General features: G+C 72.3%; 15 protein-coding genes. 6 read left to right on the top strand and 9 right to left on the bottom strand.

Annotation, left to right across the window (positions count from 1 at the left end):
* The first annotated feature begins 153 nt into the window (after positions 1 to 153).
* The gene (locus tag AC069K_RS12685; protein WP_365100327.1) at positions 154 to 819 is read left to right on the top strand and encodes a hypothetical protein; all 666 of its coding nucleotides are present in this window, start codon (positions 154 to 156) and stop codon (positions 817 to 819) included.
* 7 nt (positions 820 to 826) lie between these two features.
* Here the strand turns inward: AC069K_RS12685 and AC069K_RS12680 are convergent, their stop codons facing one another.
* Together AC069K_RS12680 and AC069K_RS12675 are read right to left on the bottom strand one after the other, a co-directional pair.
* Complete coding sequence (locus AC069K_RS12680; RefSeq protein WP_478615125.1) at positions 827 to 1069, bottom strand: DUF397 domain-containing protein; 243 nt, start codon at positions 1067 to 1069, stop codon at positions 827 to 829.
* A complete protein-coding gene (locus tag AC069K_RS12675) occupies positions 1066 to 1902 on the bottom strand; it encodes a helix-turn-helix domain-containing protein (protein ID WP_478615122.1) in 837 nt (278 codons plus the stop codon). The genes AC069K_RS12680 and AC069K_RS12675 overlap by 4 nt, the downstream gene beginning before the upstream one ends.
* A 205-nt stretch (positions 1903 to 2107) precedes the next feature.
* Here AC069K_RS12675 and AC069K_RS12670 point away from each other — a divergent pair, with 205 nt between their 5' ends.
* Positions 2108 to 2521 carry an ATP-binding protein gene (locus AC069K_RS12670; RefSeq protein WP_478615120.1) on the top strand — a complete coding sequence of 138 codons (414 nt, stop codon included), beginning with the start codon at positions 2108 to 2110 and terminating at the stop codon, positions 2519 to 2521.
* A gap of 92 nt (positions 2522 to 2613) precedes the next feature.
* Positions 2614 to 3852, top strand: a complete 1239-nt coding sequence (locus AC069K_RS12665) for an LmeA family phospholipid-binding protein (RefSeq protein WP_365100332.1) — start codon at positions 2614 to 2616, stop codon at positions 3850 to 3852.
* Between the two features lie 158 nt (positions 3853 to 4010).
* On the opposite strand, the gene AC069K_RS12660 is transcribed toward AC069K_RS12665, so the two are convergent.
* On the bottom strand, positions 4011 to 4700 hold the full coding sequence (locus tag AC069K_RS12660; RefSeq protein ID WP_478615116.1) for a copper homeostasis protein CutC: 690 nt from the start codon (positions 4698 to 4700) through the stop codon (positions 4011 to 4013).
* 107 nt (positions 4701 to 4807) lie between these two features.
* Positions 4808 to 6040, bottom strand: a complete 1233-nt coding sequence (locus AC069K_RS12655; RefSeq protein ID WP_478615113.1) for an alpha/beta hydrolase family protein — start codon at positions 6038 to 6040, stop codon at positions 4808 to 4810.
* A gap of 535 nt (positions 6041 to 6575) precedes the next feature.
* Between AC069K_RS12655 and AC069K_RS12650 the strand changes: the two genes are divergently transcribed.
* On the top strand, positions 6576 to 7208 hold the full coding sequence (locus AC069K_RS12650) for an HD domain-containing protein (protein ID WP_478615110.1): 633 nt from the start codon (positions 6576 to 6578) through the stop codon (positions 7206 to 7208).
* Positions 7209 to 7284: 76 nt separating this feature from the next.
* On the opposite strand, the gene AC069K_RS12645 is transcribed toward AC069K_RS12650, so the two are convergent.
* Both AC069K_RS12645 and AC069K_RS12640 read right to left on the bottom strand, forming a co-directional pair.
* Positions 7285 to 7554 carry a DUF4031 domain-containing protein gene (locus AC069K_RS12645; protein ID WP_365100339.1) on the bottom strand — a complete coding sequence of 90 codons (270 nt, stop codon included), beginning with the start codon at positions 7552 to 7554 and terminating at the stop codon, positions 7285 to 7287.
* Positions 7551 to 7922: a hypothetical protein gene (locus AC069K_RS12640; protein ID WP_358831523.1), complete on the bottom strand. Its 372-nt coding sequence runs from the start codon at positions 7920 to 7922 to the stop codon at positions 7551 to 7553. Before AC069K_RS12640 ends, AC069K_RS12645 begins: the two co-directional genes overlap by 4 nt.
* A gap of 86 nt (positions 7923 to 8008) precedes the next feature.
* Between AC069K_RS12640 and AC069K_RS12635 the strand changes: the two genes are divergently transcribed.
* Entirely contained in the window at positions 8009 to 8929 is a 921-nt protein-coding gene (locus tag AC069K_RS12635; RefSeq protein ID WP_358831524.1) for a MurR/RpiR family transcriptional regulator, read from the top strand.
* Between the two features lie 39 nt (positions 8930 to 8968).
* Positions 8969 to 9886, top strand: a complete 918-nt coding sequence (gene murQ, locus AC069K_RS12630; protein ID WP_478615106.1) for an N-acetylmuramic acid 6-phosphate etherase — start codon at positions 8969 to 8971, stop codon at positions 9884 to 9886.
* A gap of 112 nt (positions 9887 to 9998) precedes the next feature.
* Here murQ and groL read toward each other — a convergent pair whose 3' ends face one another.
* The 3 genes from groL to AC069K_RS12615 form a co-directional block, all read right to left on the bottom strand.
* Positions 9999 to 11624, bottom strand: coding sequence for a chaperonin GroEL (groL, locus tag AC069K_RS12625; protein ID WP_365100344.1), 1626 nt, complete (start codon positions 11622 to 11624; stop codon positions 9999 to 10001).
* A gap of 344 nt (positions 11625 to 11968) precedes the next feature.
* Positions 11969 to 12172 (bottom strand): cold-shock protein, encoded by a 204-nt coding sequence (locus AC069K_RS12620; protein ID WP_005315736.1) that lies wholly within the window; start codon positions 12170 to 12172, stop codon positions 11969 to 11971.
* Positions 12173 to 12581: 409 nt separating this feature from the next.
* A complete protein-coding gene (locus AC069K_RS12615) occupies positions 12582 to 12860 on the bottom strand; it encodes a MoaD/ThiS family protein (RefSeq protein ID WP_358831527.1) in 279 nt (92 codons plus the stop codon).
* Between the last annotated feature and the right edge of the window lie 30 nt (positions 12861 to 12890).

Raw genomic sequence — 12890 nt, 5'->3', positions numbered from 1 at the left:
CGACGTCATGAATCGGCCACGGGCCCGGGCATTTCGGACACCCCGCTGGCGACGCGTCGCGCTCGTCCCGTAGGAACTCTGTTCGTAGAGATCGCCAAGGCGGTCCACAGCATCGGTCCACAGCGTCATCGCTTCAACGGGGGAGTTCACACCATGAGCAGTTCTGTCATGCGCAAGGGCGGCGGCCGGGTCAAGCTGGCGTCCGTCGGCCTGGTGGTCGTCGGTTCGCTGGCGCTGAGCGCGTGCAACGGGGACGACGGCGCGGACCAGCCGGTCGGCGGGGCGAAGCCGACGCCGTCCGCACCCGCGTCCCAGGCGCCCTCCACCCAGCCCCCGGCGCCCTCGGGCGGCGGCGGAGCCGGCCAGGCCAAGGGCGGCCAGACGTTCAAGCTGGGCGAGGCCGCGCGGTTCCCGTTCACCTACGGCACCACGACGAAGGGCGAGATCGCGCTCACCGTCGACGCGATCGAGAAGGGCGCCCCCGCCGACCTGGCCCCGCTCAAGCTCGGCGACAAGGTCAGCGGGAAGGTCCCGTACTACATCCGCTACACGGTCGAGAACGTCGGCACGACGGACCTGGCGTACGCCTCCGTCGGCCACATGAAGGGCCACCTCGGCGACGACACCGAGGCGCAGAACCTGATGGTCATCGGCCACTTCGACAAGTGCCCGAGCGAGTCCCTGCCCAAGGACTTCACCCACGGCAAGACCCAGAAGGGCTGCGCGGTCGCGCTGGCGCCCTCCGCGACGACGAAGGTCGTGTCGGCGGAGTACTGGGGCAGCCCCTTCACCATGGGCCAGGGCCTCTACTGGAAGTAGCCCGCTCCTAGTCGGCCGCGTACGGGACGAACCGCGCCCACGCGGCCGGCGACAGGGCGAGCGCGGGGCCCTGCGGGTCCTTGGAGTCGCGGACGTGGATGGTGGCGGGGCAGGTGGCCACCTCCACGCAGTCGCCGCTGGACCCACTGCTGTACGTGGACTTGCGCCAGTCGAGGGCGACTTCGACGCAGCTGTCGCCGTCTCCGCCGCTGTAGCTGCTCTTGAACCAGGCGAGTTCAGTGGCGGTCATAACGCTCCTCGCAGTTGCTTCAACAGACGCACGGAGTCCTCGGGAGTGAGGGCCTGCGTGCGCAGTTTGGCATACCGCATGTGGAGCATGCTGACGACTTTGGGATCAGAGATGAACTGGCCGCTCTCCTGCCCCTCGCAGTAACCGAACCACCGGTTCGCCGGGGTTTCGAGGAGCTGGATGGGCCCGTCCAGTCCGGCATGAACACCCCTTGCCATCGGCATAATTTGCAGCTGGATGTTCCGAGCAGAGGTGCACTCCAGGATGTAGTCGATGAGCTCGCGGGTCACGTCGGCCCCACCCGTGCGCCGCAGGAAGACGTGCTCCTCGATGATGAAACTGAACGACGTGTTGGGCCGGTCCCGCAGAAGCTGCTGCCGCTCCTGCCGGGCCGCCAACTGGACCTCGACCTGGGCGTCGGCCAGGGGCGGCACGCGCTCCCCGAACAACGTCCGCGCGTACGCCTCCGTCTGCAACAGCCCGGGTACGAGCCGCGACTCGTACGTGTAGAGGCTGATCGCGCACCGTTCGTACTGTGCCCAGCGGCGGAACCAGCGGGCGAGTCCCGGCTGGCGGTTGAGGTACTGCATCGCCCTGCGCAGGGCGTTCGTGTTGCCGAGGACCGCCTCGGCGCTCTCGACGAGGTCGGGGTCCGGCATGCGGCGACCCAACTCAACGGACGCGATGGTGTGTTTGGAGAAGCCGACCAGGACGGCGAAGTCCTCGCGGCTCAGCCCCGCGTGCTCCCGCAGGGCCTGGAGGACCGCGCCGAACGTCCGCAGACTGTCCGACGGCTCCGGCTCGCTGTCGTATCCCTCGTGGTCCCAGGCCATGTGGCTGCCCTCCGGTGAGTGGATCTCCCCGCGCGTAACTCACCCAGAGTTACGGCCCGTTGGCCGTACTGTCTACAGCACGGCCGCGTACGCTCGCGCGGAGTACGCGCTCCCAGCCTGGTCACGGGCGTGCGAGCGGCGCCACTGTGGCCCCATGCACCCCGAGAACGGAACGACGACCGCCCATCTGTCCACTACCGTACGTATGTTCAGACGCCGGATCTCCGCCACCCGGCACGGCGCGCGGCTGGCCCGGCTGCTCGCCGTCCGGCGGCTCGCGGAGTGGGGCGTGCCGCGCCACGGCGAGGCGTCGGACACGGCCGCGCTGGTCGTCGCGGAGCTGGCGTCCAACGCGGTCCTGCACGCGCGCGTGCCCGGCCGCGATTTCGAACTCGCCCTCGCCCTGCGGGAAGGGACCCTGCGCATCGCGGTGACGGACGGGCGGGGGGACCGGCGGCTGCCGGCCACCGTGGGCGCGTCGGCGGACGCGGGCGGTCGCGGCGAGGCGGAATCGGGGCGGGGGCTGCTGCTGGTGGCGGCGGTGGCCGCGCGCTGGGGCACGGAGGAGGGGCCGGTGCCGCGCAAGACGGTGTGGGCCGAGGTACGGGTGGACGGGTAGCCGGATGCCGTCGCGGTGGACGTACCGTTGGTGGCGCTTGTGTTCGAAGGGGGCATGTGTGGTGGGATAAGACGATGCGCTCCCCCGCACGCATGCAACCCCGTCCCCGTAACCCCTATGACGAACTCGCGGCCCTGGCCGATCCCGAGCCCGGCTCCGAGGGCGGACCCGAGCCCGCCGGGCTCACGGTCCTCCCGCTCGACCTCAGCCGTATGTACGCCGAGCCCGAGGACGACGCGTGGTCCCCGCCGGACCACCGCCGCGCCGGGAAGGGCCGGCGCGCGAGGCGCGGCCGTCGGCGCCGCCGCAGTCCCTTCGCCGCGCTCCCGCGCCTCGCCAAGCTGGTGTTCGCGCTGGTCGTGTGCGTCGGGTTCCTGGTCCTCGCGGACCGGTGCGCGGCGATGTACGCGGAGAAGAAGGCGCGGCAGGCGCTCCAGGACGAACTCCACCTGGCCGCCGCTCCCGAGGTGGACATCCACGGGTTCCCGTTCCTCACGCAGGTCCTGGACAAGCGGCTGGAACGGGTGGACGTCACCGTGCCGCACGTGGCCGCCGACCGGATATCGCTCGCGAAGGTGCAGGCCAGCGCGCGGAACATCACTCTGACCGGAGATCTGCCGAACGACATCCGCAGTGCGGTCATCGGCGATCTCCACGGCCGGATCACCCTGTCCTTCGACGACATGAACCGGGAACTGGCGGCCTCGCAGCTGAAGTTCAGCCGGGTGAGCGGCGACACGGTGGGCGCGGACGGCCGGCTGACCATCGCCGGGCAGGAGCTGCGCGTACGGGCACGGGCCCAGGTGCGGCTCGTCGGCTCCAGCGGGCTGTCCACGGACGTCGACGGCATGAGCCTCGACATGCCGGGCATCGCCACGTACCGGCCGGGACGGGACCGGGGGCTGACGCTGCACCGCGAGGCCGCCGACCTCATCAGCCGGGACACCGCGCGCGTGAAGGCGCTGCTGTCGGTCCCGGCGGTGGTGGAGCGGCTCGGAGTGCCGAAGGAGGACGTGGCGGCGGCGCTGCGCAGCGAGGAGAAGCTGCACGAGCTGACCGGCACGCCCCGGTTCGCCGAGCAGCTGACACGGGTCAATCTCGTCGACGTGGTGGCGGACCACCCCTGGCTGCTGTCGAAGATCGGCATCGACCCGAAGCTGGTCACGGGCCTGCTGGCGATGCGACCGCCGGAGCTCTCCGACCGCCTGTCCTTCTCGTACACGCTGCCGCGCGAGGCGCGGATGCTGCGGGTGCGGGACGTACGGGTGGAGAAGGACGGCGTGGTGGCGACGGTCTCGGGGGTGGAGCTGGCGGTGGGGAAGGGGCGGTAGGCGGGGGGCCGGGTGTGCCGGCCGGGGGCGCGGTGCCGGGCGCGGGGCTACCGCCCTCGGGGTCCGGGGCAGTGCCGGGCGCGGCGTCGGGCGCGTGGCCCCCCGGGTCCGGGGCGGGGCCGGGTGTACCGCCCCCCTGCCTGCCTGCCGTTCCTTCGCTACGCGTCCAGGGTCTCGCGCCACTGGGCGACGGCCCGGGCCGAGACGGGGGCCGCCCAGCCGTCGGGGCGCGACGCGCCGCCGATGTGCACCGCGTCGATCCCGGCGTCCCGCAGGCGCGGCAGGTGGTCGAGGCGGAGGCCGCCGCCGACGAGGATGCGGGGCTCGTAGCCCGGCTCGCCGGACCGGCCCGCCTCCGCGACCAGCGTCTCCAGGCCGTCGTCGACGCCTCCGGCCGCACCCGCCGTCAGATACGTGTCGAGGCCGGGCAGGCCCGCGAGCTCCTTGCGCAGGGCGTCGCGGTCGGCGGCGCGGTCGACGGCCCGGTGGAACGTCCACCGGCATCCGTCCAGCTCCGCCACCAGCGCCCGTACGGCCGTCATGTCCGGGGCGCCCGCCTCGTCGAGGAAGCCGAGCACGAACTCCTCCGCGCCCTCCGCGCGCAGCGCCCGCGCGTCCCGTACGAGCGCGTCCACGTCGCCCGCCGCGAAGCCGTCCGCCGCGCGCAGCATCACCCGCAGCGGGATGTCCACGGCGGCGCGGACCGCCGCGAAGGTCCGCCGGGACGGGGTGAGGCCGTCGGCCGCCATGTCGGTGACCAGCTCCAGCCGGTCCGCGCCGCCGGCCTGTGCCGCGACGGCGTCGTCCGCGTCGAGAGCGATCACCTCAAGCAGTGCACGGTTGCTCATCTGACCCCAATTCCTCGGCTGCCTACCCGTTCAACAGGTCTAGTCCAATAACAGCCTACGCGGCGGGGCGCGGGGCCGCATGCGTCAGGGGGCGGCGCGCCGGGGGCTCACTCCACGAACCGCACCTCCGGCCAGCGCCGCGAGGGCCGCTCCAGGAGGCCGGCCTCGTCGCGGCCGCGCAGCCACCGGTCGAAGAAGGCGCCGACGTACGCCTGCTGGGCGGCGACGGAACGTACCGGGTCGATGGTGCCCACGTTCTGGGTGACGAAGGCGTCCGGCAGACCGAGCCGGCGGGCGATCTGCGGGATCTGTGACTGGAGGTCGGTGAACGAGGCGTGGGCGGTGCCAGTAAGGGCCAGGTCCCGGTGCCAGCCGGTGCTGTGCCGCCACGCGGCACCCCAGGAGGGGAGGGTGTGGTGGTCGTCGCCGTCCATGCCCATGAGGAGCAGGGGGCGGGTGACGCCGTCGGTGCCGACGGAGGACGGGTTCGCCGGGTCGTGGTCGTTCTCGGTGTAGCCCATCACGCCGTCCATGTTGAGCGCGGCCCTGATGCGGCGGTCGTCGTGCAGGGTCTGCGCGGCGGTGAACCCGCCCGCGCTCTGCCCGAACATCCCGACCGCCCCGAGGTCGAGGAGCCGCCCGAGGGGGCCGGGGAGGTGGCGGAGCCGGTCGAGGACGAACCGGGTGTCGGCCACCCGTACGTCCACGACCTTCCTCAGCAGCGCGACGACGTGCTCGGGCCCGGCCTTCTTGGCGCGGGCGTACTCGCGGGGCAGCACCGTCCGTTCGAGCCGGCCCCGGGGGAACTCGACGACCTGGGCGTCGTACGGGTGGTCCAGCATCACCACGACGTACCCGCGCGAGGCGAGCTCGTCGCAGTGGGTGGTGCCCAGGGTGCGGGGGTCGCCGGCGCCGGGCGAGTAGAGGACGACGGGGAAGCCGGCGGAGTGGGGGGCGGGGTGGGCGACGGGGGCGTGGGTGTGGGCGTGGCTGCGGGTGGCGCCCCAGTCCACGCTTCCCTCGGGCAGGTCGAGTCCGCTCGTCCGGCCGTACGCGTCGGCGGCGGCGCGGGTCATCTGCGGCGCACGCGCGTACCCGCGCACCCGGCGGGCGGGATACCGCACCCCCACCATCAGCTCCCGGCAGGCCCGCGTGCCCCACGGATCCCGCCGCGCCCGGTCGACGAGCCGCAGACTCACGGTGCCGACGGGGTGGGGGCCGGTGGGTGGGGGGAGTTCGGTGTGGATGCGGGGGGTTGCGGTGGCGGTGGCGGCTCCGCTGCCGAGGAGGACGGTGGCGGCGGTGGCGGTCAGGACGATCCGGCGAGAGGGCGCGATCATGCCTCCGACTGTCCCAGGGGGCCGCTCCCCTGCCCATCGGGGAGGCCCCCGGGGCGGGGCGGGGGGTAGCCCGAGGGTGCTCACCTGCGCCCCGGTGGTGGGTGACTCGCGCAGCTCCCCGCGCCCCTGATCCGGCCCGGTGTTCGCCTGCGGCCCGGTGGTGGGTGACTCGCGCAGTTCCCCGCGCCCCCTATCGGGCCCGGACTTCATCCGCGGGTCGGCTTCGGTTGCTCGCGCAGTTCCCCGCGCCCCTAGGGGGTTGGCCGCAGCCGGAGCAGTTGGCTCAGCCACAGGCTTTTAGGGGCGCGGGGAACTGCGCGACCAGCCCACCACCAGCCCGCACACAAAAGCCGGACCCGGACACCCCAGGGGCGCGGGGAACTGCGCGGCCAGCCACCCACCACCCGCAGGCGAATCTCCGGCCCTTTCAGGGGCGCGGGGAACTGCGCGACCGGTCCACCGCCTCCCGCAGGCGGAAACGGGGCCCGGGGCGCAGCCCCGGTGGAGGGGGGCGGGGCGTCGTTACGCTCGGGGGATGGTCGATCTCGTTGCCCGTTGGGCCGACACCCTCAGCGCCGCCCGCCAAACCCCCACCCCCGACCCCACCCCCTACGCCACCAACCTCCTCACCCGCTGGAGCGAGCCCCACCGCAAGTACCACACCGTCGCCCACCTCACCGCCGTACTGCGCCACATCGACACCCTCGCCGACCACGCCGCCGCCCCCGAACTCGTCCGCCTCGCCGCGTGGTTCCACGACGCCGTCTACCGGCCGGACCGCTCCGAGAACGAGGAGCGCAGCGCGGCCCTGGCCGAACGGGCGCTGGCCGAGGCCGGGTTGGGGGCCGAGGACACCGCCGAGGTCGCCCGGCTCGTACGCCTGACCGTCACCCACGACCCCGCCGAGGGCGACACCAACGGCGAGGTCCTGTGCGACGCGGACCTCGCGGTGCTCGCGGGCGGCCCGGAGGAGTACGCCGCGTACGCCGCCGCCGTCCGCGAGGAGTACGCCTTCGTCCCCGACGACGCCTTCCGCACCGGCCGCGCCCAGGTCCTGCGCCAGCTCCTCGCCCTGCCCAGGCTCTTCCGTACCCCGTACGGCGCCCACGAGTGGGAGACCCGCGCCCGCGAGAACCTGACGACGGAGCTGGAGCTGCTCACCGGCTGAGCCACCGACCGGCCGAGCGCGACGGCCAAGACGGCCGCGGAGCCACGACGGCTGCCGGCAGCCGAAACCACCACGGCTAAGGCGCCGGGCGCCCCTTGGGCCGTCGCAGCCCCGCCCCCGTCAGCCGCCGCACCAGCTCCTTGGAGCCGACCTCCACCGCCCCGGCCCGCACCGCGTCCGCGTACCGCGACTCCGGTACGTCGTAGTGGTCGCGGTCGAAGGCGCGCGGCGGGCAGCCGACGGCGGCGGCGAACGCGTGGAGCTCCTCGTACGACACGTCGCTGACCAGGTGCGACCACATACGGCCGTGGCCCGGCCAGGTCGGCGGGTCGATGTAGAGCGTCATGCGAGCGGGCCCGCGCCCAGGCCGCCGACCGGGGCCACCGTCACCCCCGCCTTGCCGCACACCCAGTGCGGGTCGGGCCCGAGCTCGGGCTCCACGTCGAGGGCGTGCGGGTCCCCGGCGTGGCAGACGGGGCAGATGGGCCAGCGGCCGTACTTCTCCAGGAGCGCGTCCTGCACGTCCTGCGCGACCAGCCCGGCGACGTACGACGCCCCGTCCGGCCACTGCTCCACCCACCAGCGGCGGTGCGTCACCGCGTCCTCGACCAGGGAGACGACATCGGCCTGGGCCACGTCGCGCGCGGCCAGGTCCGCCAGCACCAAGGCGCGGGCGGCGTGCAGGTACTGCTCCAGGGGGTCGACGTCGTCCATGGAGCCATTGTCACCCCATCCACCACTTCCGCCCGTCCCGGGCCGAGGGGTTGACCCCGCCCCACCTGCGAAAATATCTTTCAAGGGTGAACCACGACGTGAAGGAAACTTTCACCGGCGACGCGGCTCCCCCGGCCCCCGCCGCCCTCGCGGCCAAGGTGCGCACCCTGGCACCGTCGATGACCCGCTCGATGCAGCGCGTCGCCGAGGCCGTCGCCGGGGACCCGGCCGGGTGCGCCGCCCTCACCGTCACCGGCCTCGCCGAGCTCACCGGCACCAGCGAGGCCACCGTGGTCCGCACGGCCCGCCTCCTCGGCTACCCGGGCTACCGCGATCTGCGCCTCGCGCTCGCCGGGCTCGCCGCCCAGCAGCAGTCGGGGCGCGCCCCGGCCGTCACCGCCGACATCGCCGTCGACGACCCCCTCGCCGACGTCGTCGCCAAGCTCGCCCACGACGAGCAGCAGACCCTCGCCGACACCGCCGCCGCCCTCGACACCGTCCAGCTCGGCGCGGCCGTCGCCGCCCTCGCGCAGGCCCGCCGCATCGACGTGTACGGCGTCGGCGCCTCCTCCCTTGTCGGCCAGGACCTCGCCCAGAAGCTGCTCAGGATCGGCCTCGTCGCGCACGCCCACACCGATCCGCACCTCGCCGTCACCAACGCCGTGCAACTGCGCGCGGGGGACGCGGCCGTGGCGATCACCCACTCCGGCTCGACCGGCGACGTCATCGAGCCGCTGCGCGTCGCCTTCGAGCGGGGCGCCACCACCATCGCCCTCACCGGCCGCCCCGACGGCCCCGTAGCCCAGTACGCCGACCACATACTGACCACCTCCACCGCCCGCGAGAGCGAGCTGCGCCCGGCCGCCATGTCCTCGCGCACCAGCCAGCTCCTCGTCGTGGACTGCCTGTTCATCGGTGTCGCCCAGCGCACGTACGAGACGGCCGCCCCCGCGCTCGCCGCCTCCTACGAGGCGCTCGCCCACCGCCACAGCCCGCGCACCCGCTGACCCCGGGTGCCCCCGCCCACGTCACGAGAGAGCAGCGCCATGACTTCCACGTACGGGGAACTCCGCGCCCAGCTGGCCACCCTGACCACCGAGGCGTTCCGGCCCGAGCTCGCCGACATCGACCGGCTGCCGACCGCCGAGATCGCCCGGATCATGAACGGGGAGGACGCCACGGTCCCGGCCGCCGTCGCCGCCCAGCTCCCGCGCATCGCCGCCGCCATCGACGCGACCGCCGAGCGGATGGGCCGGGGCGGGCGGCTCGTCTACGCGGGCGCGGGCACCGCCGGGCGGCTCGGGGTGCTGGACGCCAGCGAGTGCCCGCCGACCTTCAACACCGACCCCTCCCAGGTGGTCGGGCTGATCGCGGGCGGCCCGGCGGCCCTCGCCTCCTCCGTCGAGGGCGCCGAGGACTCCCGGGAGCTGGCGGCGGCCGATCTGGACGGGCTCGCCCTGACCGCGCTGGACACGGTCGTCGGGGTCTCCGCCTCCGGCCGCACCCCGTACGCGGTGGGAGCCGTCGAGCACGCCCGGGCGCGCGGGGCGCTGACCGTGGGCCTGGCCTGCAACGCCGGTTCGGCGCTCGCCGCCGCCGCCGAGCACGGCATCGAGGTGGTGGTCGGCCCGGAGCTGCTGACCGGCTCGACCCGGCTCAAGTCCGGCACCGCCCAGAAGCTCGTCCTCAACATGATCTCGACGATCACGATGATCCGGCTCGGCAAGACGTACGGGAACCTGATGGTCGATGTCCGCGCCTCCAACGAGAAGCTGCGCGCCCGCTCCCGCCGGATCGTGGCGCTGGCCACGGACGCGGACGAGGAGGCCGTCGAGGCGGCCCTGACCGCCGCCGGCGGCGAGGTGAAGACGGCGATCCTGATGCTGCTCGCGGATCTGGACGCGGCGGCGGCGGCCCGGCGGCTGGCCGAGGCCCGGGGCCGGCTGCGCGCGGCGCTGCCGTAGCCGCCCGCCGGAGTCCGTGAACGCCCGCCGGACTCCGTGAACGCCGAAGGGCGGCACCCCGTGGGGTGCCGCCCTCCGTACGTAACCGGGCTTGCCGATCCTCCGACGAGGATCAGAAGTCCATGTCACCGCCCGGCATGCCGCCCGGAGCGCCGCCCGCGGCGGCCTTCTCCGGCTTGTCGGCGATGACGGCCTCGGTGGTGAGGAACAGCGCGGCGATCGACGCGGCGTTCTGCAGCGCGGAGCGCGTGACCTTCGCCGGGTCGATGATGCCCTCGGCGATCATGTCCACGTACTCACCGGTCGCGGCGTTCAGACCGTGGCCGACGGGCAGGTTGCGGACCTTCTCGACGATGACGCCACCCTCGAGACCACCGTTGACGGCGATCTGCTTCAGCGGGGCCTCCAGGGCGAGCTTCACGGCGTTGGCGCCGGTCAGCTCGTCACCCGACAGGTCCAGCTTCTCGAAGACCGAGGAGGCCTGGAGCAGGGCCACGCCACCGCCGGCGACGATGCCCTCCTCGACGGCCGCCTTGGCGTTGCGCACGGCGTCCTCGATGCGGTGCTTGCGCTCCTTGAGCTCCACCTCGGTGGCGGCGCCGGCCTTGATGACGGCCACGCCGCCGGCCAGCTTCGCCAGACGCTCCTGGAGCTTCTCGCGGTCGTAGTCCGAGTCCGAGTTCTCGATCTCGGCGCGGATCTGGTTCACGCGACCGGCGACCTGCTCGCTGTCACCGGCACCGTCGACGATGGTGGTCTCGTCCTTGGTGATGACGACCTTGCGGGCGCGGCCGAGCAGGTCGAGACCCGCGTTCTCCAGCTTGAGGCCGACCTCCTCGGAGATGACCGTGCCGCCGGTGAGGATGGCGATGTCGTTCAGCATGGCCTTGCGGCGGTCGCCGAAGCCCGGGGCCTTGACGGCGACGGACTTGAAGGTGCCGCGGATCTTGTTCACGACCAGGGTCGACAGGGCCTCGCCCTCGACGTCCTCGGCGATGATCAGGAGCGGCTTGCCCGACTGCATGACCTTCTCGAGGAGCGGCAGCAGGTCCTTGACCGAGCCGATCTTCGAGTTGACGATCAGGATGTACGGGTCGTCGAGCGCGGCTTCCATGCGCTCCATGTCGGTCGCGAAGTACGCCGAGATGTAGCCCTTGTCGAAGCGCATGCCCTCGGTGAGCTCGAGCTCCAGACCGAAGGTCTGGGACTCCTCGACCGTGATGACGCCTTCCTTGCCGACCTTGTCCATCGCCTCGGCGATGAGCTCGCCGATCTGGGTGTCGGCGGCGGAGATGGAGGCCGTCGAAGCGATCTGCTCCTTGGTCTCGACATCCTTGGCCTGCTCCAGGAGCGCACCGGAGACGGCCTCGACGGCCTTCTCGATGCCGCGCTTCAGGGCCATCGGGTTGGCACCCGCGGCCACGTTGCGCAGACCCTCGCGCACGAGCGCCTGGGCGAGGACGGTCGCGGTGGTCGTACCGTCACCGGCGACGTCGTCCGTCTTCTTGGCGACTTCCTTGACCAGCTCGGCGCCGATCTTCTCGTACGGGTCCTCGAGCTCGATCTCCTTGGCGATGGAAACACCATCGTTGGTGATCGTGGGGGCGCCCCACTTCTTCTCGAGGACGACGTTGCGGCCCTTGGGGCCAAGGGTGACCTTGACGGCGTCGGCGAGCTGGTTCATCCCGCGCTCGAGACCGCGCCGTGCCTCCTCGTCGAACGCGATGATCTTGGCCATGTGAAGTGGTCCTCCCGGACAGGGGTGGCGTTCTTCGTGGACCGCGCCGGTGCCCGCGACGGACGGCTCGCGACCCTTGTGGTTCCTTGCCCCACCCGGTCCGCGGGCCTCACTGACCCGATCCAAGTTCTGTCACTCTCACTCGGAGAGTGCTAACGCCAATGATTAGCACTCGACCCCGGAGAGTGCAAGGCCGTCCCACCGCCACGGCCCGGTCCCGGACACCCGCCCGCCGGGGTCCGGACCGCCGAGGCGGGCCCGGACACACACGTGGGGCCCGCATCCATTTACAGAGGATGCGGGCCCCACGGGCCTGTATGCGTCGGTGGCCGATCGCGCCGAGATCAGACGGCGAGCTTGACCATGTCCGCCTGCGGACCCTTCTGGCCCTGCGAGATCTCGAACTCGACTCGCTGACCTTCTTCAAGGGTGCGGTACCCGTCCATCTGGATCGCGCTGTAGTGGACGAAAACATCCGCACCACCGTCGACCGCGATGAAGCCGTACCCCTTCTCCGCGTTGAACCACTTGACGGTGCCCTGAGCCATGCCTAACTCCCCTATTACTGGCCCTTGCACGGGACCGCACTTCGCGGACCCGGGTCAGATCTCCACCCTCCGACAGGAGAGGGTGTGCGCCGGAACGCGTCGACCGCGGCTGAATGTATCTGCCCAACTGCCCTCTGCAACAGGTCAGTCGGACGAGAATTCCGGGCGGGGGCCAGGAGCGGAATGCCGCCTATTCCAGCATTACGGGGCAAGTCGGGCCGGGCAAAGCGCACTTAAGGAGCAATATGCTCGAACACTTTGACTGCATCTCGACGCCGGTTCGTCGCGTTCTCATATGCACGTGGCATGCGCAACGAAGGGGACTTCCCCACTGTACCGCGCTCAACCACACTGAATTGCCCCCTCCGCTTAGCTTGCGGAGGGGGCAATTCAGGTAACGCGGAGTAGCTCAGCAGCCGCCCGCGACGGCCGGAATGATCGAGACCCCGGCGCCGTCCGGCGTGGCCGTCTCCAGGCCCTGCTCGAAGCGGACGTCGTCGTCGTTGACGTACACGTTGACGAACCGGCGCAGCTTGCCCTGGTCGTCCAGGACCCGGGCGGCGATCCCCGTGTGGTTCTTCTCCAGGTCGGCGATGACCTCGGCGAGGGTGGCACCCTCGGCCGCGACCTCGGCCTGCCCGCCGGTGTACGTGCGGAGGATGGTGGGGATGCGGACGTTGACGCTCATGGGGCTTCCTGCCTTCCGTCTGGGAGCTGG

This window comes from Streptomyces sp. NPDC043908, assembly GCF_056435525.1.
The sequence above is the reverse complement of the archived record's forward strand: the minus strand, read 5'-3'. Positions and strand labels throughout refer to the sequence as shown.

Coding starts and splice junctions, on each gene's coding strand:
- AC069K_RS12660 (WP_478615116.1), bottom strand. CDS start 4,700: ATGAGCAACCGTGCACTGCTTGAGGTGATCGCTCTCGACGCGGACGAC.
- AC069K_RS12650 (WP_478615110.1), top strand. CDS start 6,576: ATGGTCGATCTCGTTGCCCGTTGGGCCGACACCCTCAGCGCCGCCCGC.
- AC069K_RS12620 (WP_005315736.1), bottom strand. CDS start 12,172: ATGGCTCAGGGCACCGTCAAGTGGTTCAACGCGGAGAAGGGGTACGGC.
- AC069K_RS12645 (WP_365100339.1), bottom strand. CDS start 7,554: ATGACGCTCTACATCGACCCGCCGACCTGGCCGGGCCACGGCCGTATG.
- AC069K_RS12685 (WP_365100327.1), top strand. CDS start 154: ATGAGCAGTTCTGTCATGCGCAAGGGCGGCGGCCGGGTCAAGCTGGCG.
- AC069K_RS12640 (WP_358831523.1), bottom strand. CDS start 7,922: ATGGACGACGTCGACCCCCTGGAGCAGTACCTGCACGCCGCCCGCGCC.
- AC069K_RS12680 (WP_478615125.1), bottom strand. CDS start 1,069: ATGACCGCCACTGAACTCGCCTGGTTCAAGAGCAGCTACAGCGGCGGA.
- AC069K_RS12655 (WP_478615113.1), bottom strand. CDS start 6,040: ATGATCGCGCCCTCTCGCCGGATCGTCCTGACCGCCACCGCCGCCACC.
- AC069K_RS12665 (WP_365100332.1), top strand. CDS start 2,614: ATGCAACCCCGTCCCCGTAACCCCTATGACGAACTCGCGGCCCTGGCC.
- AC069K_RS12615 (WP_358831527.1), bottom strand. CDS start 12,860: ATGAGCGTCAACGTCCGCATCCCCACCATCCTCCGCACGTACACCGGC.
- murQ (WP_478615106.1), top strand. CDS start 8,969: ATGACTTCCACGTACGGGGAACTCCGCGCCCAGCTGGCCACCCTGACC.
- groL (WP_365100344.1), bottom strand. CDS start 11,624: ATGGCCAAGATCATCGCGTTCGACGAGGAGGCACGGCGCGGTCTCGAG.
- AC069K_RS12675 (WP_478615122.1), bottom strand. CDS start 1,902: ATGGCCTGGGACCACGAGGGATACGACAGCGAGCCGGAGCCGTCGGAC.
- AC069K_RS12670 (WP_478615120.1), top strand. CDS start 2,108: ATGTTCAGACGCCGGATCTCCGCCACCCGGCACGGCGCGCGGCTGGCC.